The organism is Aquimarina sp. AU119, assembly GCF_900312735.1.
GTDB lineage: Bacteria > Bacteroidota > Bacteroidia > Flavobacteriales > Flavobacteriaceae > Aquimarina > Aquimarina algiphila.
In genome coordinates this window covers 143211-164795 of record NZ_OMPF01000024.1, presented here as the reverse complement: position 1 = coordinate 164795, position 21585 = coordinate 143211, and the positions used below count along the sequence as shown (strand labels likewise).

The window sequence follows — 21585 nt, the reverse complement described above, 5'->3', positions numbered from 1 at the left end:
AATCATCTCTTTATCGATAATGCTGATTTTGTTCTATAAGTTTAAAAATAGAATTTACTGATCCTATACTACTATAAGAATCTTCTGGAGTATTTTTACAATAATCAATCAATTTATCTATAGAAGAGACTGCTACATGCATACGAACATCAGAAGAGGCATAGTAAATAAAGACTGTTCCATCCTCATCTTTGATCCAACCATTTGAAAATAATACATTACCTACATCACCAATAATCTCCTTATCATTAGGTGCCATAAAATATCCTCCAGGCTGATATTTTATTTTTGTAATATCTTCTAATTCGGTCATAAACACATACAGCACATATCTTAGACCTGCAGCAGTATTACGTACTCCATGAGCCATATGCAACCAACCTTCTTTTGTTTTTAAAGGCGCTGGACCTAAACCATTTTTTAGCTCATATATGGTATGAAACTTTTTATTAAAAATGACTTTCTCTTCTTTGATAATAGCTTTGCTCATTGATTCAGCATATCCTATTCCTATTCCTCCTCCAGATCCTGTTTCAATAAAACCATCCTGTGGCCTTGTATATAAGCAATATTTTCCGTTTACAAATTCGGGATGCAACACCACATTTCGTTGTTGATTTGATGGTGTTACTAAATCCGGGAGTCGTTCCCAATGCAATAAATCTTTAGTTCTTGCAATTCCTGCATTTGCAATAGCACTAGAAACATCTCCCAAAGGAGCTTTAGGATCTTTTCGTTCTGTACAAAAAACCCCATAAACCCATCCATCCTCATGAGGTATTAAACGCATATCATACACATTAGTATCCGGATCTCCTGTTTCGGGCATATGAATGGGCTTTTCCCAAAATCGAAAATTATCGATTCCATTTGGGCTTTCTGCAATAGCAAAAAAGGATTTTCGATCATACCCCTCTACTCTTACACATAAAACATACCCATCATTCCATTTAATTGCACCTGCATTAAAAGTCGCATTAACCCCAATACGCTCTTGTCTCCATGGGTTAGTTTTTATATTTAAGTCATATCTCCAATGTAATGGAACATGATCAGCAGTTATTATAGGGTATTCATATCTCTGATAAATTCCGTTATTTTCTGTTATTGGATTATTCCTTGTATTTAGTAAATTTTCGTGTTCTTTAAATAATTCCTCAAACCCTTTTACTGGAGGTAGCTGTATTTCGTTCGACATATCATATTAATATTAAAGTTCTTTTTCTCTTCTTTCTGTTAATTCCTTATTAATCTGTAGCACAAATTGATCATCAAGCTTGTAAAAATAGATGAAGATCGCAGAGCCAATTGCTCCAATTGCGGGAATAAAACTAAGCATCATTCGAATTCCAACTTTTGCATCTTCGGTTTGAACGGCATTAGCTTCGAATCCATAGTACGCCAACATCCAACCCGTGAGAGCGCCTCCCAGAGTCCATCCCATTTTTTGAGACATCGAAGAAGATGAAAAAATTAATCCCGTCGCCCTTCTTCCTGTTTTCCATTCTGAAAAATCAGCTATATCTGCATACATAGACCACAACAATGGGAAAATAATTCCTGCACATATACTAATCAAAAACTGAAAAATAAATATGAGTTCTATGTTGCTTTCTTTAAACCAAAAGAAAATACAACTTAGTATTGTAGCCAAAATCATAGCGAATAAAAATGTATCTTTTTTACCAATTCTGCTTGAAACCGGCTTAGCCAATACAACACCGATAATATTTGCTATTTGCCCAAGTACCAGATACAAAGTGCTATATGTTATGTCAACATTTATAACAGGAAGATGGAAAGCATCTTGATTTTCAAAATAATATTTAAAATAATATATCGTAGAACCATCTCTAAGTGAATTGAAAATCAAAGAACATACTCCCGCTCCCAAAAGAATAAACCAAGGTTTATTTTTGGCTAGATCCTTCAAGTCTGAGGTAAGGGATATTTTTTGTCCTTTAGGAGGACTAATTCTTTCCCTGGTAAAGGAAAATGTAAAATAAAAAAGTAATGCAGCAATAATTCCGAATATAATTACAGCATATTGCCATCCTTTTGCAGCATCTTCTATCCCCGAATCAGTTTTACTAAATATACTTACTAATGGCTCTGCAAAAGCAAGAACCAAAATACTTCCTGCAAAGGCAAAAACAAATCTATACGTTGCTAATGAAGTTCTTTCTTTAATATTAGAAGTCATTACTCCTAATAATGATGCATAAGGCACATTTACAGTTGTATACACAATCATCATAAGTGTATATGTGATATAAGCATATATCAATTTATGGGGAGTCTCAAGATCTGGAGTTGTAAAAGTAAGTATACCTATTATTGCAAACGGAATAGCCATCCAGAGGAGATAAGGTCTAAATTTACCCCATTTGGTATTTGTTCTATCTGCTATAATTCCCATTATAGGATCATTTACACCATCAAATATTCTTGTAACCAGGAACATAGTCCCTACCATTGCAGCAGAAATCCCAAAGACATCGGTGTAGAAGAATAACAAATACATTGAAAAGAGTTTCCAAAACATAGATGAGGCGAAATCGCCAAACCCATACCCCACTTTTTCTTTGAGTTTTAATTGCTGCATTATTAAGTTTTTATTGAATATTATTTTCGATATTTAATCTATTTTATTTTCTGTATTTCATCCAAAAAAAGAACGTGCGGTAACTTTTTAAAATTTAAAAAATCTTTACTAGTCTCCTGTCCTTTATAAGGTACATAAAAATGATTCATCCATGCGTTTCTCCAGAATAATGCCCAAGCAATTCCTGAATCCGAAACACTTTTATCCAAAACCTTTGTCCACCACTGCGGTACTCCTTTTAGCATACTAAATCCTGTTTCTGAAAGAGCAAATGGCTTATCTTTTTCTGCACCTACCTTTTTCAATACAGCAATATCTCTTTTTAACGTATTCATATACTCTGCTTCTGTACCATATTGATATATATCCACTCCTAACATATCTACATATTCATCACCTGGGTAATATTTTAGGAATTCACTTTCGGTGTTCAATGTGTTTGGAGAGTATAAATACAATAAATTATGAACTTTATATTCATCCTTAAGAATGTAAACAGTCTCTCGCCATAGGCGTTTATACTCTTCTTCTGTACAGCTTGCTGCACCCCACCAAAACCAATCTCCGTTCATTTCATGAAAAGGTCGAAAAACAATAGGAACTTGCGGCCCAATAAATTTTTTAAGTCCATTCATAAAATTAGCTACTCTTTTTAACCAATTTTTATATTTATCATGCAATATTCCTCCTCTAAGAATTTGCTTTACTGTAGATGTAGTATCCCAACTACTCTTATTAGATAAAGGATTATCTGGATGCCAGCTTATGGTGACTATACCTCCACTCTTATGTGCTTTTTTGATTAATTTTTTCATTAATTTAAAATTAACCGTATCCAAATTATGTTCATGATCTAACTCTATATGACCAATATCAAAACCATAAACTGCAGGATACTGACCAGAAACCTCCTGAACATCACTTTTATACATCGTTCCGTCATTTTTCCATCCTATACCATAAGCAGTTGCATCCTGATGACCAAAAGCATATCCTAGTTTAGAAATTTCTTTAATTCTATGATATAAATATTTTGTTTGTTGTTTGGCTTTAATATCTACTAAAAAAGCTTCTTTTTTCATCAAATCAGAAGTAGGCTTACAAGACATGAGAAATAATGAATAGATAAAAACAAAAATGAAAACTAAATTATTTCTTAGTAATGAAAAATCTACATTTACTAAAAACCCATTACTACTTAAACACAAAGTCAGAATTTTTTTTAACATCATTAAACTCATTATTTTGAATAATTGATAACAATATTTAAAAATCTATAAAATATTCTTATCAAAATCGATGTCACAAAAGTAATTTCAGAACAAATACAGATGTAATACTATTTTATCATTTACTATACAGATTCAACGAAATAAACTCCATTTAGGTTGATTTTTGAGTTAGAAAAGAAAACACGGGTTTATTTATTTTATAATTTGGATACATGCTCTACTATTATGATATGGGCATTTCCACATTCCGACTTTTTCATGTTGGGGGTTATATTTTCCATTTTTATCTACCAACCAATGCCATTCACCATACTTATGGTCAATAATGTATGTATTGGTAAATTTCCATATTTTAAATGCAATATCGAGATACTTGTCTTTTTTAGTAATTCTATATGCGTTGTATAATCCAACAATAGCTTCTGCCTGTGGCCACCAATGTCTGTCTGTATCTATATTTCCTGTGGTAATATCTATTTCGTTCATCACTCCATCTTTATCATCAATAGCTTCATTAACAAAGGTATTTACAACTAGAATAGCAATATTTTCTATTTTTTCAAGTAATTCTTCATTATTCAATGTTTTCGCTGCTTCAACCAATAACCAAGAGGTTTCTATATCATGCCCATAAGAGTAAATTGAACTTTTTAAATTCCAGTGTTCATCAAAAAATAAATTAAAATGTCCATCATGACTAAGTAATTTATCAGTAAATATTTGCAATAAGTTCTGCAAAGCCATTTGCACTTTTTTGATGGGGTAAATCTTATATAATGTAGTATAAGCTTCTAAAATATGAAGATGGGTATTCATTGTTTTGGCCGCATTATCATCTTTTTTGCTTAAACGCATATCTTCTATGGTATTCCAATTTTGATTAAACGCTTCGATATAACCACCATACTTAGTATCTAAAGCTATATTTTCTATGGTTTCAAAAATTTCTATAGCCCAAGATTTTGCTTCTTCATTTTTTGAAAAAAGATAGTATTCAGAAAGTGCATAAATTGTAAATGCCTGTGCATAGATTTGTTTTCGTTTATTTATTGGTACGCCTTTATAATCAACTTCCCAAAATACTCCTCCTTCTTCATTATCTCTAAAAAAATCTTTGAGATAAGAAAAGCTTCTTTCACACAGATCAGCATATCTATTGTCTTTATAGAAATTAGAAGCTGCCGAGAATGTCCATAATATTCTAGAATTAAGAATAATCCCTTTATTCATTTTAGTTTTCTTAATATCAGGATAATCTATATGACCAATAAAACCTCCATACTTATTATCTATTGTATTATTTTTCCAATAGTTAAGTATACTTTCTAATTCTGTTGTAAGATGTTTTTTTAGATTTCCTAATATATCCATTTGCTTAACTTTACCTCTGGTCGAACATCATTTTCAGGCAAATGTTACATTTTGCGCTAAGGGTACATAGTTCGATCAATTTTATATTTTTACAAAAGTAGTGTTGTATTAATTGAAGATTTAGCACTATTTTGTCAATTTGTAAGCTAATTCTAAAAAATGAAGCTTTTAGAGCAAAATATACATAGAGAAATTACTCCTTTAACTTCTAAAGACTGTTTTCTTGTTTTTGACAGGGTAAAAGATGATTTTGATTTCCCTATACATTTTCATCCAGAATTCGAGCTTAATTTTATACATAATGGCAAAGGAGTACGTCGTATTATAGGGGATCATATGATGGAGATAGACAATATCGAATTGGTTCTGGTAGGGCCAAACCTTTTTCATGGCTGGACATTACATAATTGTACTCAAAAGAATATTCATGAAATCACCATTCAGTTTCACAATGATTTACTTCAAGATCAACTTTTAAGCAGATCAATAATGAAACCCATTAAGGATATGTTCGAACGCTCATCGCATGGTATCCTTTTTTCAAAATCTACAGCTGAAGAGATATATCCTAAAATTAAAAATCTTTCCACGCTTCAAGGGCTAGAGTATTTCCTCTCTTTTATTTCTATTTTACATTTCCTGGCAATATCGAATGGGCAACAAAAGCTTTCAATTTACTCTCCTACGACAGAAGAATTTCATAATAGTGATAAGATCAAAATCGTATATAATTATTTGCAAGAAAATTTTCATACCAAAATAAAGGTTCAAGATATGGCTTCTATGTTAAATATGACTGAAGTATCCTTTAGCCGGTTTATCAAAAAAAGAACAGGTAAAACATTTATTGAATACCTAAATGATGTTAGAGTGGGATTTGCCTCACAATGGTTACTTGAAAAAAAAGTTTCTATTTCTGAAATTGCTTATGGTTGTGGTTTTAATAACGTTTCTAATTTTAATCGTGTTTTTAAAGCACATAAAGGATGTACTCCTACTGAATACAAAAAAGATTTTGAAGGAATAAAACGTGTTCTTTAGACATCAAAAGTAGTCACACTCTATTTACCTATAACTACACTCCTATTCTTTTTAGAAAATCTGTTTTATAACTATCGCCAATAGGAATTCTTACATTATCAATAATAACTTTGCTTCGCTGAATTGCATCAATACTTCTGATATTAACAACATAGGATCTATGTACTCTTAAAAACTGATCATCTGGTAATTTTGTTTGTAAATCTTTAAACGTCATTAGGGTAAGTATTGGTTTTTCCTCTAAAACATGAATCTTTAAATAATCCTTCAATCCTTGAATATATTTAATGCCTTTTAGTTTGATCTTTACTGTACCGTAATCACATTTTACAAAAACAAACTGATCTATATGAGACATGGCAGTCGAACTAGCATCAGACATAGAAATCTTTAATGATTTTTTATTTCTTTTTTTGAGTTCATAAATTTCTTTTGCCCTATTTACTGCTTTTACAAATCTTGGGAAAGAAATTGGCTTTACCAGATAATCGACTGCATTAATCTCAAACCCTTCTAATGCATATTGAGAATACGCTGTAGTAAAAATAAAGAGAGGTTTATGGTCTAACGTTTTGATAAAATCAATTCCATTGATTTGAGGCATCTCTATGTCCAGAAAGACAAGATCCACGTGAGTATCATTCAAAAACGGAATAGCCTCTAATGCATTGGTAAATGCTCCTACAATTTCCAGAGTTCCAATATCCTCACAATACGACCTAATAATTCCCAAAGCCAATGGTTCATCATCTATTATTATACATCTCATATCATTCAAGAATTAGGGTTAAATCTACTATGTAACGATTATTCTCTTCTCTAATATCAAGAGTATGTAAATCTGGATATAGAAGTTCTAATCGATTTTTAATATTAGTTAAACCAACTCCAGAATTATCTATATTCTTTCTATACACTCCTATGATATTACTTACATTAAACGTGAGCCTATTTTCTATCACTTCTATTTTTATAAGTATATCAGTTACTCCTTTAAAATCAGTACCATATTTAAATGCATTTTCTATAAAGGATATCAATAACAGTGGATATATATTTTTCTTTTCATATTCTCCTCGTATTGACAATTTTACATCTTCACTATTCGAAAGACGTAATCTTTGCAGGGAAACATAATTTTTAATATACTCAATTTCTTTAATTAAAGGCACAATCTCCTGATTGGCTTCATAGAGCATATATCGCATTAGTTCTGACAACGTTAATACTGCTTCTGGGGCATCATTAGATTTATTACGAACTAAAGAATATACACTGTTTAAAGAATTAAAAAGAAAATGTGGATTTAATTGTGCTTTTAAGAACTGAAGCTCAGTTTCTGCACGATGCGCTTCGGTTTCTTTGGTCATTTTATCTCTTTTATAAAAGTCCCTCATTAGACAGAAGATTCCTCCCAAAAGAAAAAAAGCAAAGAAAAAAACACCTCGTATGGTGTGTTTTAAATGTCCTGCTCTTGGAAATTCATTACCATATTGAATAATACTGTCAAATCTACCTAGAGGAAAATGTTTAGGAATATAGTTACTAACTATAAAATTAAATATGAGCAAAAATCCTATTGAACTAATAATATAGAATACAATTTTCTTTTTTAAAAGAAGTTTTGGCGCTAGTATAGAGTAATTAGCATAAAACACAATTGGATTAAAGAAAACTTGTGTAAAGAAACCCGGTCGTATTGTCCCAACTTGAATAAGAGAAATTCCCAAAGGGAATGATAATAGACAAACCCAAGAGATAACATGAACCCAAATCTCTTTAATTCTAAAAGTCTTTTTCAAAATCATTGTTTTTATACATAACTAATTTTTAAAATCTATGTTACAACTATCCAATTCTGCTTTGGTTATATATGGTAAAATTCTACATTCTAGCTTATCAACCACCAGAAGAGCTATTTTTTGAGCATCTTTTTTAGATTTAAAATATTGATTTCCCAAAGCTCCGGGTATATTTTTTTGTTGTATAAACAAACGACTATCCTTGTATATCTCATAATACCACCCGTTGTCATCAGAGAGCTCCTTTACCTTCACCCTATAATATTTAGAATATAAATCGGGATTTGTTTTTCTTTCGAGAAAATAATTTCCTGCTAATACGCCGAATACTATAATTTCAAAAATCAATAAATAAGTTAATGTTCTTTTCATTTCTCTTGAAAAAAAGGTTTAGGAGCTGACTGACAAACAAACAAATGAATACACAATCAATCAATTAATCATCATCGTTTTCTTCTTGTAGGGGAAAGAACTCCCAATTATCATCTAGATATAAATTAGAACTTCTTCCCAGAGCTACAAATGCTTTTGTCCCATTATAAAATGTTATTGCATCTTGTCTTGAAGCTCCTTCAAATGATGTTTTTTCATCCCAAAAATCTGTTACCGGGTTGTATTCCCAAATAGATGTTGTAACTCCACCACTAATACTTCCACCTGCCAAATATCCTTTATCCCCAATACTAAATCCAACTGCGCTACTACGTTTAACATCATAATCATCTGTATCAAGATCTCCTAAAGGACTCCATACTTCTGTAGTAGTGTCAAAAACCCAAAAATCATCCTGATCTAATCCATTAGAAATTCCGGTTCCCATATATACTTTATCGCCTATACTAAATGTGGTGGCTTCTCTTCTTTTATCACCTCCAAAGCCTACTAATTCTTCCCATGTATCTGTTTCTGGAGAGTATTTCCAAAAATCTTTTCTATCATTATCTCCATCAAAACCTGTCCCAACATATCCTGTGGTTTCAGAATTAAATGCTATTGCTGCACGTCTTGGAAGTCCTTTAAATTCAGCAATTGGATTCCAACTATTTGTTGAGGGATTATATCTATAAAAATCTCCTAATTCGTTATCTCCATCAAAACCAGACCCTACAAACCCTTGATTACCAACAGCAAAAGCTACGGCAGAACTACGAGGGCTTCCTGAGAAATCTGCTAATTGACTCCAAAAATTACCTGTCATGTCATAGGACCAAAAATCATTTAAATAGTCATCTCCATCATAACCAGTACCCATATATCCTTTATCTCCAATTGTAAATGCTACTGCGCTACTTCTTGGTGTTCCGTCAAAAACTGAGCTATCTACCCAATTTCCTAATCTACTATCATCATCATCACTAGAGCAGCTTAGCATACAAAGAGTAATGAAGAAGTATAATACAGTTTTAGCTTCTTTACTTACGAATTGCATTAGTTTGTCATTTGTTTTCATTTTTTATTTGTTTAAATTAAATTTTAACCCCATAGATATAAACACAGTGTTATCTATCTCAAAATCATATATTTCTTTATTTTCTTTATCCAGGATTTTTAATTGATTCCATGGAGAATACCCTATTCTGATTACAGTAGTCCAATTAGGTTGTATTCTATAGTTATATTCTACACTAGTATCCAGCGCATTGTATTGCAATTTAGTATCTGTTAAATTCCCTAAATCTTTAAAGTTCATTGTGGAAGATATATTTCCAAAGAGCCCTTTAAAACTTGCGGATATAGAAACTTTATGCCGTAAATCAAAACTGTAATTAAGCTTTGTTTGAGGTATACCCAAGTTATAACTCCACTGTGTATTTATCTTTTTCTGATATGAGATCACAGGAATAAATTGAGGTTTACCAAATGCAGTACCGAAGCTGATTCCAAAAGTCAATACGGATGACTTGGTTTCATTATCCCAACTTTTTGAGACCGTAGCCGCAGAACTCATTATTAAGTCTTCACTGCTCAAACTCCCCTCTAAATTGGATGATAATGACGGAGAAAACAGTACAGTAGCAAACCATGAATTATTTATAGAATACCTATAAAACAACCGTGTCTTTATGGTATGTATAGTTTCATACGATTGGGTATCAAAATCTATGGCAGCATTATTAAACATAAAATTGTAGGAGTCATATGATGCCCCAAAGCCCAAAACACTTTTATTGAATTTCTTTCCAAAATTTAGATTCGCAGTATATTTTTCTATACCAACCTCTCCTAGACCGGGAATAACAGTATATTCAAATCCCGCAACCTCCATATCAGGATTTTGCGCCCACAAGACATTCCCTACTCCAAATACCAAAACAATGTATTTTAAACAACGTTGCATTATTAATTTTTGATAAAAGTATTTAGGTAGTCTTACGGAAGAAAAAAAAATATACCGAGATTAGAACTCTATAGACAGAATTGTATTTTTTATCTACCAATCTATAGATATATGTTTCGTCTCTAAAAAACACATATCTGTCTATACATATTATGAATAGGTATAATATAGTTTCAGATTAGAAGCTTCTCTATTTCATTTGTTAGAGAAATTAATAGTCTAAATGAAATTTTTACCATTTTTATTGTGTTGTGGCATTTTAACAATAGCCTGTTCTGAAGAAGAAGATATACCTACATTAGAAGTAGGTCAAGATTTTACTAGCTCAAATGTTAGAGTAATATCTATAGATACATTTACAGTAGAATTATCTACATACAAAATAGATAGTATAACTACATCATCACCAAGTCGAATTTTGGTAGGTCAGTATATCGATGAGATATTTGGCATCACTATAGCAAAAAGCTATATGGAACTCACACCCGAAAGTTATTCTATTCCCAATGACGCCAAATTAGATAGTATTGCATTAATCCTTAATTATGACAACTATTTTTACAATGACACCTTAAAAACATCATCTATTAATGTACACTTATTAAAAGATGAAGTAAGACCCGAAGATGATGTATTTTACAATACAAGCACAATACCGTATGAAGAGGCTCCAATTGCAACAAAAAATTATAAACCCGAACCGATACGTGAGGATTCTCTTCATATTTCGATTCCGATAGATATTGGCCAAACGTTATTTGACAAAATACAAGAAGGGGATATAAATGATAAAGAGGAGTTGCGTAATGAGCTAAAAGGTTTTGCATTACTACCTGGCGAATTAGACAACTCCTCAATAATTGGCTTTTCAACAGATAATACTGTAACCTATCTTAGATTTTTCTATACACTCGAAGACTCTGAGTTCGAAGATGATGAACAAACTTTTGACTTGGGTATAAATGTAAGCGAATCATTCCCTACCTATTTTAATAATATTCAAAGCAACACAGATGGAACCTTTTTTACTACACTTACCGATCAAGAAATAAACCTCTCATCTACAGAATCTAATAACCGAAGCTATATCCAAGCTGGAGTTGGAATTATCACAAAAATTCAATTTCCTACGATAAAAAAAATTCAAGAAATTCCAGGTACCGGTACAATAGTGGATGCAACACTACGAATAAAATCACCTCTACAGGTTCATAGCAATATTCTTCCGATACGTGATTCTCTTTTTGTCAACAACATTGACCAAAATAACAACATAGGAAATCAATTAGCCAATGGAACAAACAATGTGTTTGCTACAATCGATGAAAGTGATAAAGAATTTAATGAAATCGTGTATGAAATTCCTATTGGTGTTTATTTAGAAAGTGAAATATCAGAAGCTCCAGAAATTGATAATGGCATTGCTATTTTTCCTCAAAATTTTAATGATACGGTAAACCGAATTGTACTAGAAGGAGAAAACAGTACCGATTTTGAAGCTCAATTAATTATCACCTATGCGATATATGGTAAAGATGAATAAACATTTAAGCATCCTCTTAATTTTCTGGTCAACACATTGTATGTTTGCTCAAACCAATAACCTTACAGGGTCTCCTTATTCTCTCTTTGGTTTAGGTGTTCAATCGAACTCCAACATTGGAAAAAATAACGCATTAGGAAGAGGTGGTATAGCTCTCGAAAGCAATCATCTAATTAATATTTATAATCCAGCTTCTTTCGCTTCAATTCCTAAACAAAGTTTTTTACTCGATATTGGTTTTTTAGGAGAACTAAATGAAGTTTCGAACAGTAGTAAAGATGAATTAAGATTAGCTGCTAATTTCTCTAATCTGGCTTTTGCTTTTAGTGTAAGTGATCGTTCTGGGCTGGGCATATCTATCATTCCGTTTACAGATGTGGGATATTCATTAGTTGGCATAAGGAGTAATATCGAGGGATCTCAAAACGAATTTGTTAGTAACATAACAGGATCTGGAGGGCTTAGTGATTTAAAACTGAACTATGGCTACCAGCTCTTTGACAACTTCAGAATTGGCCTTACCACTTCATATTTATTTGGATCTATTAAGGAAACAGAAAATGTTGTAATCGGAGAAGCTTTCCTGAATATTACTGAAGAGAATTTTTATAACGGATTTAGATTTGGTTTCGGGTTTCAGTATGATATCAATGACACCTATACAATTGGCTTTACAACTGATCTACCAACATCATTAAATGGTTCGCAAGATCGATTTGTAACTAAAACTTTAGATTTTGTTGCCACTGATGAGGAAAGTGAAAAAGGACTAGATATTTCTAATTTCAAATTACCATTAGAAATTGGTTTTGGCGTACGTGCAAAACCTATGAATGGTTTAACTTTAAACATTGACTATAAAAGAAATTTATGGAGTACTACCGATCAAAAAGATGAAATAGGAAAATTCGTGGATCAATCCATTATTAGTCTTGGAGCACAATATCGTGCAAGAGAGAGAGGTCTTAAATATTGGCAAAACGTAGAATTTAGAGCGGGAATCAATTATGATTCTGGATATCTAAAAGTAAATACCGAAGTTATCGACAATTACAGTTTTAGTGCAGGAATAGGATTTCCAATAAGTAGAAGTGGTAATTCTATGCTCAACATATCTTTTACCTCTGGGCAAAGAGGTAGTGTAGAAGGTATTCTGATAGAGGAAAAATTCAACCTCATTAATATCAACTTAAGCCTTAAGGATATTTGGTTTAAAAAAATAAAATTTAATTAGAACACTTTCTTTAGTCTTTTCAAAAAAACAGAAACCTTTATTTATTGAACTTAATTCTATTCGTTACTAATCTGGTTATACTCATTATAGCATCAAAACAATCATATTCATCATAAAAAAAACTCTACGTGTCATTACATAAAATTACGTATCCCCACGTATTTACAACAATAAAGTCTCTAATTACCTTTGCATCACCAAGTTATTTAAAACTTAAGAATTTTAATTCAATATCAGATATTAAAAAAAATACATTATGAATCCATTTAAAACCAAAATCAGATTCAATTTCAAAGCTGTACTAGAATTTTTATCAAGTCTCCCAGGAGCTTGCAGTCATGCCATTCACAGATAATTCATTAAAAAAAATCGGTATTTATCTTCTTAACTATTAAAACCATCAACTATGAAAACTGTTCTAAAAATTGACAGCTATTTTGTTGCTAAACTTTGTCTTTTATTCAGCGCAGCATCACTTTTGGCTATTGTAATGATGTTATAAAAAAACAGGCAGGGACAAATGACGATCCTTGCCTGTTTTTGCAAACAAAACTAAATTAACAATATCAATTCTAGCTATAAACTAAAATTAACTCTTGCGAATAAGAATCTTCCAGTATATCCAAATTGTGATGTCCTTCTAGAGTACACAAATTGATCACCTGCTGTCCCTCCAGCTCGGTTTTCATCTGGATATACGTCTAATAAATTATTGGCTCCTATTGTAATATTCAAATTTTCAAAGATCGTGGTAGAAAAAGAAAGGTCTGTAACTACTTTTCCTCCATAAACGGCATCATCGCTTACTGTAGTTCCTTCTACTCGTGGATCTCCGTTAAAATCATCAGGATCAGTAACTTCTCCAAAGAATACATTTCTCAACAGTATATTATACTTACCTATAGATAAAGCATTGGTAAGACTCACCTTGGTTCTTGGTTGTGCTAATGTTAAAAAAGCCTCTTCCTGAGCATCAAAAAAGTTACCACTTTCGCCAGCATTGGCTATTCTTTCAGGCACTCGAATCTCTTCAACTTCTGTTTCTGCAAAAGTACCAGAGAGGTCATTCCTCAATGTTGCATTTGATCCAATATCGAGCTTATGTGAGATTACAACATCAATCCCCTGTGATTTTGTATCAATTGCATTTACAAAGAAACGAGCACTCGTCGCTCCTGCATCTTGAAATATTCTTGTAAGTTCAGGATCTCCTCCATTTCCAAAACTACCACTATACACAATTCTATCATCAATATTGATCAAATATGCATCTGCGGTAATTGTAAAATTTTGAATTTTTGCAGTGACACCAACACTATAACTATCAGAAGTTTCTTCTTTTAATTCTGCAATTCCGATAAGAGCTGCCGCTCTACTATCATTAGTAAAAGTACCTTGTTCAAAAGGTTGGTTATCCACAAAAACAGTACTTGTTCTACTAAAGAATTGTTGATGTAATGATGGCGCCCTAAATCCTGTACTATTTGCTCCCCGAACAGAAAAATTCTCTGTTATTTTATAGCGAGTAGCTAATTTATAATTAAACGTATCTCCAAAGTCAGAAAAGTTTTCATATCTGGCTGCTAAACTTACTAACCATTTCTCTGTAAAATCAGCTTCGAGATCTATATACCCTGCAATACTATTTCTATATTTATCGGTTTCGTTATTTGGATCATACCCTCTAAATACTTGTGACCCTCCACCAAGTGGAGCTCCAGTAAAATTATTACGAACTAATTCTGCATCAGTAGTAATACTAGTTACGGGGTTCCCATTAACATCATAACTAGTATAAGAAGCTTCTTCTCCCGCTGTGATGGTATAATTTTCAACTTTATATTCTGCACCCATTGCCACGTTAAGTCCACTAAAAATATCCTCATGAAATTTTGTAATATCCAAATTCGTGGTATTTTGCATAAAGCTTAATGCACCGGCATCAAAAGTTCTGGGTGTTGCCACTCCCAAGGTTCCATTACTCGAATTACCAACAGTGATATCAAAAATATTAATACCATAAGTATTTGAAAAATCTATATTCCAATCCTTAATTTTACCTTTGATTCCTAATGCGATTGATTTATCAACAATATCGGTTCCTATACTAGGTAAAAAACCATTAGGAAAAGCAGGAGTATTTGCTCTACCATCTCCTTGTGCTGGTCTTCGATAAAATCCAGAAGCTAATCCTTGTCGATAACTAATTCCCCCAAAGCTATATAACTCTGTATCTTCACTAAGCGGAATTGACATATTTGCAAAGAATTTACCTTCTCTTAATTTGGCCGTTCCTACTTTAAATCTAAAATCTTCACGAGTTAACCCACGGGCTGTTAATTCATCTTCATCAACATCAACATCCAGTAAACCTCTTAAAGTTTCTACATCTGCTGCATTACCAACATCTAATGTTGCTATTTGGTCTCTAGTAGCTTGATCAAGATAGGTTATCCCTTGTGCTGCTGTTTGGTAATCTGCTAATGTCATTTCTGCCACATTTCCTCCACCTGTAGCAAAAACTCGTTCTGCACCATGAAATCCTCTAAAAATATCTCCTTGATAATCACGATTACGTAATGCAGGTTCTCTTGTGGACAAAGATCCCGTAAAATTTATAAAGCCTCCATTTTCTCCTATGGCTAAACCATAATTAGCTTCTAATTTTACTTTTTCACCATCACTCCCTCCTTCAAACTGATTAGAATTTTCACTAAAATTAGCTCCTGTAGTAACGGTAAGATCTAATTTCCCGGTTGCTTTTTTCAATACGATATTAATCACACCTGCTATAGCATCCGAACCATATTGTGCTGCAGCTCCATCACGTAGCACTTCTATTCGTCTAATAGCAGCAGTAGGAATTGCATTCATATCTGTTCCCACACTACCAGCTCCAACAGTACCATTTACATTAACCAAAGAAGTATTATGTCTTCTTTTTCCATTGATTAATACCAAAACCTGATCTGGTCCCAGACCTCGTAGAGATGCAGGATCTATATGATCTGTTCCGTCAGAAACAGTTTGAGTCTGAGAAGTAAAAGAAGGAGCAACATAATTTAAGATTTCGTTTACAGAAGTCTGCGGGCCTTGTGATGCAATTTCTGTAATATCGATAACATCAATAGCTACTGCAGTCTCTGTAGCTGTACGACTAGGGTTTCTAGAACCAACTATTACAACATCATCTAATTGTGCTGATGCATCTTTTAAAGTTACCGATATAAAGTCTTTACCTTCTGCATCTACTTCTACAGTCTCAAAACCAATATAAGAAATCACCAAAATATTGTTTTCTTCTGGTAAATCGATAACAAAGTTACCTTCAAAATCTGTTTGCGTCCCAGTTGACGTTCCTTTTACCAGTACGTTTGCTCCTGGTAGGGGACTTCCATTAGAATCTTTTACATTTCCTTTAATCTCTTGTTGAACCTCCGTTTTATTTTCAAGTAATGGAGTTTTTTTCAATACAACTTGTTTACCAATAATGGTATAAGAAATATCTGTATGGTCAAACAAGAGTTGCAAAACATTATCTAAGGTTTCTCGATCAACTCGTATGGTCGTCTTTTTTTTAAGGTTTATTTCATCATTAATATAGAAAAATTTGTAAGATGTCTGATTTTTAATAGCTTCAAGAACTTCTGATATTGGAGTTTCTTTAAAGTCTAGTTCTATTTTACCTTGCGAAAAGCCAGATGTAGCCATCATCTGAAAGATAGAAAAACAAAATAAGACTAGTGTGAGTTTCATTTTTAATGCAATTGATTGGTGTGCTATGTGTGAAAATAGCGCACGATTACCCATTTTTTTCATATTTTTGAAAAGTTTGATTGTTAAGTACTCAGTTATATAATAATCGAATCAGTAAGGGAAGTGTAGCAGCACTTCCTTTTTTTTACTGATAAATTGTAATCATTTTGTGTTTACATAAGCAATGAGGTTTTTATTGTTTTTAATATTACTAATGAATCTTGCCATTAGTTTTCTGGATGTATTAAAATTTTATTTTGATCTATTTCATAAGTAAATTTTAAAGTTCCTGAAAATGTTTTTAGGATTTCTTCAATATTTTCTATGTCAAATTCTCCTGTAAAATTTGTGTTATTTAATTTTCTATTCTGACTAATTATAGTAACATTATACGCTCGTTCGATTCTTTTATATGCTTCTGCAAAAGATTCATTTTGTAGAATAATCTTCCTATCCATCCATGAAGTATATAACATGGTGTTTACTTTCTTTTTATCTAAAACATTCTTTTCTTTACTATAAATAGCCTGATAACTTGGAGAGAGTTTTAATGAACCTGTATTTTCACTCTGATCATTTACAACTACTGCACCTTCTACCAAAGTGGTCTTTACTGTTGTATCCTCTGCATAAGAAGACACATTGAATTGTGTACCTAACACTTCTACATCCACAGTAGATGTTTTTACAACAAAAGGTTGTTTTTTATTCGTAGTGACATCAAAAAATGCTTCTCCTTCGAGGTAAACGGTTCTATGTTTTTCAGATGCAATAAAATGTTGTGGAAATTTTAGAGTACTAGCCGCATTCAACCAGACTTTTGTCCCATCAGACAGTGTTAGTTGAAAAAGCTTTCCTTTCGGAATGGAGATTTCCATATACTTAGTCTCAGTTGTAGCCTCATTTGGCTGCACTATAAATTGATGTTGATCTTTTTTCCCTATTAAATTTCCACTTGCGTTTGTTATATCTGTTTTATCATCAAAACTCATTAAGGTTATAGTACCTTCTTCATCCGTTATTTTGATCTTATCCATTGATGATGTACTTGACTCTACAATATCAGTATTTGTCTTATGAGTAAACCTGTCTAGTGTAGTATAATAGTATCCTGCTAAAATTACTCCTCCTAAAATTGCAGCATATTTTATAATCTTAATCCATGGTTTAAATACAATTTCTTCTTTAGCCTTTTCATCTATAGTTTGCTTAAAACGTATATAAGCATCATTTGAATCTACCGGGATATCTTTTTGTTTAGCATACCATTCTTTTATTTTTTGTCTGAAAAGTATCTCATGATTTTCTTCTTCAGCAAGCCATTCTTGTAAAGTTTTTTTCTCTGAAGCTGAGATGCTCCCTTCAAGATATTTTTCAATTATTGTTAAATAATTATCCATTCTTTGCATTTTCTAATTAAAAGATGCAGAAAAACCACAAATCCCTTACTTTATTTTATTTTTTTTAATTTAGTCTACGATTTTCATAATGAATACTAATACACGTGACATAGAAAAGTTACTGATTCAAGGGCTTACAAAAGGGGATCAGCATAGCTATAGAATATTATTTGATAGATATTATTCGTGGCTTTATAACTATGTATATAAACTATCTCACGATTCTTCATTATCAGAAGACCTTGTGCAAAATGTTCTACTCAGACTTTGGGAAAAAAAGTCTTCATTAAACATTACTACTTCTTTAAAAAACTATCTTTTTAGAGCTTGTCATAATGAATTCTTGATGCATCTAAGAAAAAAGAAGAAAGAATACGATGCTTTGGATACGTTAAAGTGGGAAGTAATATTTGATACATACAATGAGATAGAAGAAAGTCAATTAGACACAGATTGGTCCAAACTTGAAAAAGCTATTGAAAAGCTCCCAAAAAAATGTAGAGAAGTATTTAAGTTAAGTCGATTAGAACAAAAAAAACATAAAGAAATTGCTGTTATTTTGGGGATTTCTACCAAAACTGTCGAAGTTCATATTAGTAAAGCGTTGCGCTTTCTAAAAACTAATGTTTCTATTTTTTTCTTATAAACAATTCAAAATCAAAATTTTAATTTCATTTTTAAAAAAATTAATTTTTATTAAACTTTAGTATTAGATACCATCAAGAAAACGCAGTTATTACCATAATAGAATCTTTTTTTAACAATTATCTTAATTATTTTAACAAATAATGGAAAAATAAGTGTTTTCTTTTGCTTAAGTTTGTTTAACTATTTTTAAAAAAAGGTGAACAACGTTAAACAAATTTTTAGTATTAAGGACTTAGAAAATCTTTGTGGTGTAAAAGCTCACACCATAAGAATATGGGAAAAACGCTATAATCTACTTTCTCCTAATCGTACTGAAACTAATATAAGGACTTACAACCTAAAGAGTCTTCAAAAGCTACTTAATGTTACCTATTTGGTTAATAGTGGATACAAAATATCCAGAATCTCTAAACTGGATGAACAACAAATTAATGAATATGTTAGAAGTATTGTATCCGATAACAGTACTAAAAATCAAGCGATAAATTCCTTTAAGATTGCAATGCTTAATTATGATCTTGAATTATTTTTAGGAACCTACGAACAACTTGAAAGTAAGAGAAATTTCAGGCAAATATTTGTAGATGTTTTCATACCGCTTCTCAAAGAGATAGGATTATTATGGCAAACGAATACTATTAGTCCTTCGCATGAACATTTTATCACTAATTTGATTAAACAAAAATTGTTATTAAACATAGAAAAACTTCAATATTCTAAACCAACAAAACAAGATAAAGCATTTGTATTATTTCTTCCCGAGAATGAAATACATGAATTGGGGTTATTATATGTAAATTATGAGATTTTATTACATGGGTACAAAGCGATATATCTCGGGCCAAGTATTCCTTTAGATAGTTTACCTAATATGCTTTCTTTTCATGAAGAAACTATATTTGTATCCTATTTTACTATAAAACCTGAAAAAGATAATATTTCTAGTTATGTAGATGATTTTAACAAAATTGTCTGTACAGAAAAGGCAAATGAACTTTGGATGCTAGGTAAGCAGATTATGCATATTGATAAAAGTAATGTGCAAAATCATCGTTATTTCAATACAATTAGTGCATTAATTTCCGAACTTTAAAAAGTAAACATCCATTTCTCTAGTTATGTCAAAAAAAATAACGATCATTGGTTCTGGCTTCTCTTCTCTTTCTGCTTCGTGTTACCTCGCACAACTAGGATATGAGGTTACTATTTATGAAAAAAACTCTACTATTGGAGGGAGAGCAAGACAATTAAAAAAGGAGGGGTTCACATTTGATATTGGCCCTTCTTGGTATTGGATGCCCGACGTATTTGAGAGTTTTTTCAATGATTTTAATACAACTGCTTCTAACTTTTACACTCTTGATAAACTAAACCCAGCATACAAAGTATTTTTTGAAAACAAAGAAAGCATTGCGATAGAAGACACGTTAGACAAAATATATACAGCCTTTGAGAATGAAGAAAAAGGGAGTTCTACTAAATTGAAAAAATTTATCGCTACTGCTCAAAACAATTATGAGATAGCCATAAAAAATCTGGTTTATAGACCCGGGGTTTCTCCATTAGAATTAGTAACTAAAGAAACCATCCAAAGGATAGGTCAGTTTTTCAGCACAATTTCTAAAGAGGTTCGTAAAGATTTCAAAAACCCAAAACTAATTCAAATACTCGAATTTCCAGTCCTGTTTCTGGGAGCCAAACCAAGCGATACTCCTGCATTTTATAGTTTCATGAATTATGCAGATTTTGGATTAGGAACATGGCACCCAAGAGGAGGTATGTATCAAGTAATACTTGGAATGGGAAAATTAGCGCAATCTCTGGGTGTTAAAATTCATACGGATTCTAATGTCAAAAAAATTGTCGTTGAAAACGGAAAAGCTAATGGTATTGTAGTAAATGATAAAAAGATCGATGCCGATATTGTATTATGTGGCGCAGATTATCACCATGGAGAAACATTATTAAATATAGAACATCGACAGTATTCTGAAAAATATTGGGACAAAAAAACCTTTGCTCCTTCTTCCTTATTATTTTATGTAGGCTTTGATAAGAAATTAAAAAACATAAATCATCATAACTTATTTTTTGATACTGATTTTGATAAACACGCAAAAGATATATATGATTCTCCTAAATGGCCTGATCAACCTCTATTTTACGCTAATTTCACCTCATTAACAGATGCTAAATCTGCTCCGGAAGGTAATGAAAATGGTTTTTTTCTTATTCCATTAGCTCCAGGTATAGAAGATACAGATGAATTAAGAGAACAGTATTTTGATAAAATTATTACCCGTTTCGAAGCTTTAACAGAACAAAATGTTAAAAATAATATTATCTTTAAAGAGTCCTTTTGTGTAAAAGACTTTATTAAAGAATATAATTCGTATAAAGGAAATGCATATGGAATGGCGAATACACTTTTACAAACTGCTTTCCTTAGACCCAAATTGAAAAGTAAAAAAGTAAAAGATTTATTCTTCACAGGACAGCTTACCGTTCCTGGCCCTGGGGTGCCACCATCACTAATTTCTGGTAAGCTAGTAGCAGGATTAATTGAAGCCGAATATCAACAACATAAAGAACTAGAACTAATCACAACATAAACC

The 21585-nt window shown here is 31.9% G+C and carries 17 protein-coding genes; 6 read left to right on the top strand and 11 right to left on the bottom strand.

Features of this window, described 5'->3' with window-relative positions:
- Positions 1–10: 10 nt before the first annotated feature.
- The 4 genes from DK442_RS22130 to DK442_RS22115 all read right to left on the bottom strand — a co-directional run bounded on the left by DK442_RS22130 (position 11) and on the right by DK442_RS22115 (position 5208).
- The gene (locus DK442_RS22130; protein WP_109438099.1) at positions 11–1198 is read right to left on the bottom strand and encodes a glycosidase; all 1188 of its coding nucleotides are present in this window, start codon (positions 1196–1198) and stop codon (positions 11–13) included.
- A 12-nt stretch (positions 1199–1210) separates the two neighbouring features.
- Positions 1211–2605 carry an MFS transporter gene (locus DK442_RS22125; RefSeq protein ID WP_235011009.1) on the bottom strand — a complete coding sequence of 465 codons (1395 nt, stop codon included), beginning with the start codon at positions 2603–2605 and terminating at the stop codon, positions 1211–1213.
- Between the two features lie 38 nt (positions 2606–2643).
- Positions 2644–3714: a glycoside hydrolase family 26 protein gene (locus tag DK442_RS22120; RefSeq protein ID WP_160114297.1), complete on the bottom strand. Its 1071-nt coding sequence runs from the start codon at positions 3712–3714 to the stop codon at positions 2644–2646.
- A 315-nt stretch (positions 3715–4029) separates the two neighbouring features.
- On the bottom strand, positions 4030–5208 hold the full coding sequence (locus DK442_RS22115; protein WP_109438096.1) for an AGE family epimerase/isomerase: 1179 nt from the start codon (positions 5206–5208) through the stop codon (positions 4030–4032).
- A 159-nt stretch (positions 5209–5367) separates the two neighbouring features.
- Here DK442_RS22115 and DK442_RS22110 point away from each other — a divergent pair, with 159 nt between their 5' ends.
- The gene (locus DK442_RS22110; protein WP_109438095.1) at positions 5368–6249 is read left to right on the top strand and encodes an AraC family transcriptional regulator; all 882 of its coding nucleotides are present in this window, start codon (positions 5368–5370) and stop codon (positions 6247–6249) included.
- A gap of 34 nt (positions 6250–6283) precedes the next feature.
- On the opposite strand, the gene DK442_RS22105 is transcribed toward DK442_RS22110, so the two are convergent.
- The 5 genes from DK442_RS22105 to DK442_RS22085 all read right to left on the bottom strand — a co-directional run bounded on the left by DK442_RS22105 (position 6284) and on the right by DK442_RS22085 (position 10389).
- Entirely contained in the window at positions 6284–7018 is a 735-nt protein-coding gene (locus DK442_RS22105) for a LytTR family DNA-binding domain-containing protein (RefSeq protein ID WP_109438094.1), read from the bottom strand.
- Position 7019: 1 nt separating this feature from the next.
- The gene (locus DK442_RS22100) at positions 7020–8051 is read right to left on the bottom strand and encodes a sensor histidine kinase (protein WP_143916559.1); all 1032 of its coding nucleotides are present in this window, start codon (positions 8049–8051) and stop codon (positions 7020–7022) included.
- Between the two features lie 21 nt (positions 8052–8072).
- Positions 8073–8423: a DUF4907 domain-containing protein gene (locus DK442_RS22095; protein WP_109438092.1), complete on the bottom strand. Its 351-nt coding sequence runs from the start codon at positions 8421–8423 to the stop codon at positions 8073–8075.
- Positions 8424–8487: 64 nt separating this feature from the next.
- Positions 8488–9501 (bottom strand): kelch repeat-containing protein, encoded by a 1014-nt coding sequence (locus DK442_RS22090; protein ID WP_235011008.1) that lies wholly within the window; start codon positions 9499–9501, stop codon positions 8488–8490.
- Positions 9502–9504: 3 nt separating this feature from the next.
- Positions 9505–10389, bottom strand: a complete 885-nt coding sequence (locus DK442_RS22085) for a DUF6268 family outer membrane beta-barrel protein (protein ID WP_109438091.1) — start codon at positions 10387–10389, stop codon at positions 9505–9507.
- A gap of 223 nt (positions 10390–10612) precedes the next feature.
- On the opposite strand from DK442_RS22085, the gene DK442_RS22080 reads away from it, so the two are divergent.
- Positions 10613–11932, top strand: a complete 1320-nt coding sequence (locus DK442_RS22080; RefSeq protein ID WP_109438090.1) for a DUF4270 family protein — start codon at positions 10613–10615, stop codon at positions 11930–11932.
- The gene (locus DK442_RS22075; RefSeq protein WP_160114296.1) at positions 11925–13166 is read left to right on the top strand and encodes an OmpP1/FadL family transporter; all 1242 of its coding nucleotides are present in this window, start codon (positions 11925–11927) and stop codon (positions 13164–13166) included. The genes DK442_RS22080 and DK442_RS22075 overlap by 8 nt, the downstream gene beginning before the upstream one ends.
- Positions 13167–13742: 576 nt before the next feature.
- Here DK442_RS22075 and DK442_RS22070 read toward each other — a convergent pair.
- Together DK442_RS22070 and DK442_RS22065 are read right to left on the bottom strand one after the other, a co-directional pair.
- On the bottom strand, positions 13743–16985 hold the full coding sequence (locus DK442_RS22070) for a TonB-dependent receptor (RefSeq protein ID WP_235011007.1): 3243 nt from the start codon (positions 16983–16985) through the stop codon (positions 13743–13745).
- A 164-nt stretch (positions 16986–17149) separates the two neighbouring features.
- Positions 17150–18322, bottom strand: a complete 1173-nt coding sequence (locus DK442_RS22065; protein ID WP_160114295.1) for a FecR family protein — start codon at positions 18320–18322, stop codon at positions 17150–17152.
- 88 nt (positions 18323–18410) lie between these two features.
- On the opposite strand from DK442_RS22065, the gene DK442_RS22060 reads away from it, so the two are divergent.
- From DK442_RS22060 to DK442_RS22050, 3 genes are all read left to right on the top strand, one after another.
- A complete protein-coding gene (locus DK442_RS22060; RefSeq protein WP_109438086.1) occupies positions 18411–18968 on the top strand; it encodes an RNA polymerase sigma factor in 558 nt (185 codons plus the stop codon).
- A 198-nt stretch (positions 18969–19166) separates the two neighbouring features.
- Positions 19167–20063, top strand: coding sequence for a MerR family transcriptional regulator (locus DK442_RS22055; RefSeq protein WP_109438085.1), 897 nt, complete (start codon positions 19167–19169; stop codon positions 20061–20063).
- Between the two features lie 25 nt (positions 20064–20088).
- Positions 20089–21582, top strand: coding sequence for an NAD(P)/FAD-dependent oxidoreductase (locus DK442_RS22050; RefSeq protein WP_109438084.1), 1494 nt, complete (start codon positions 20089–20091; stop codon positions 21580–21582).
- The last annotated feature ends 3 nt before the right edge of the window (positions 21583–21585 follow it).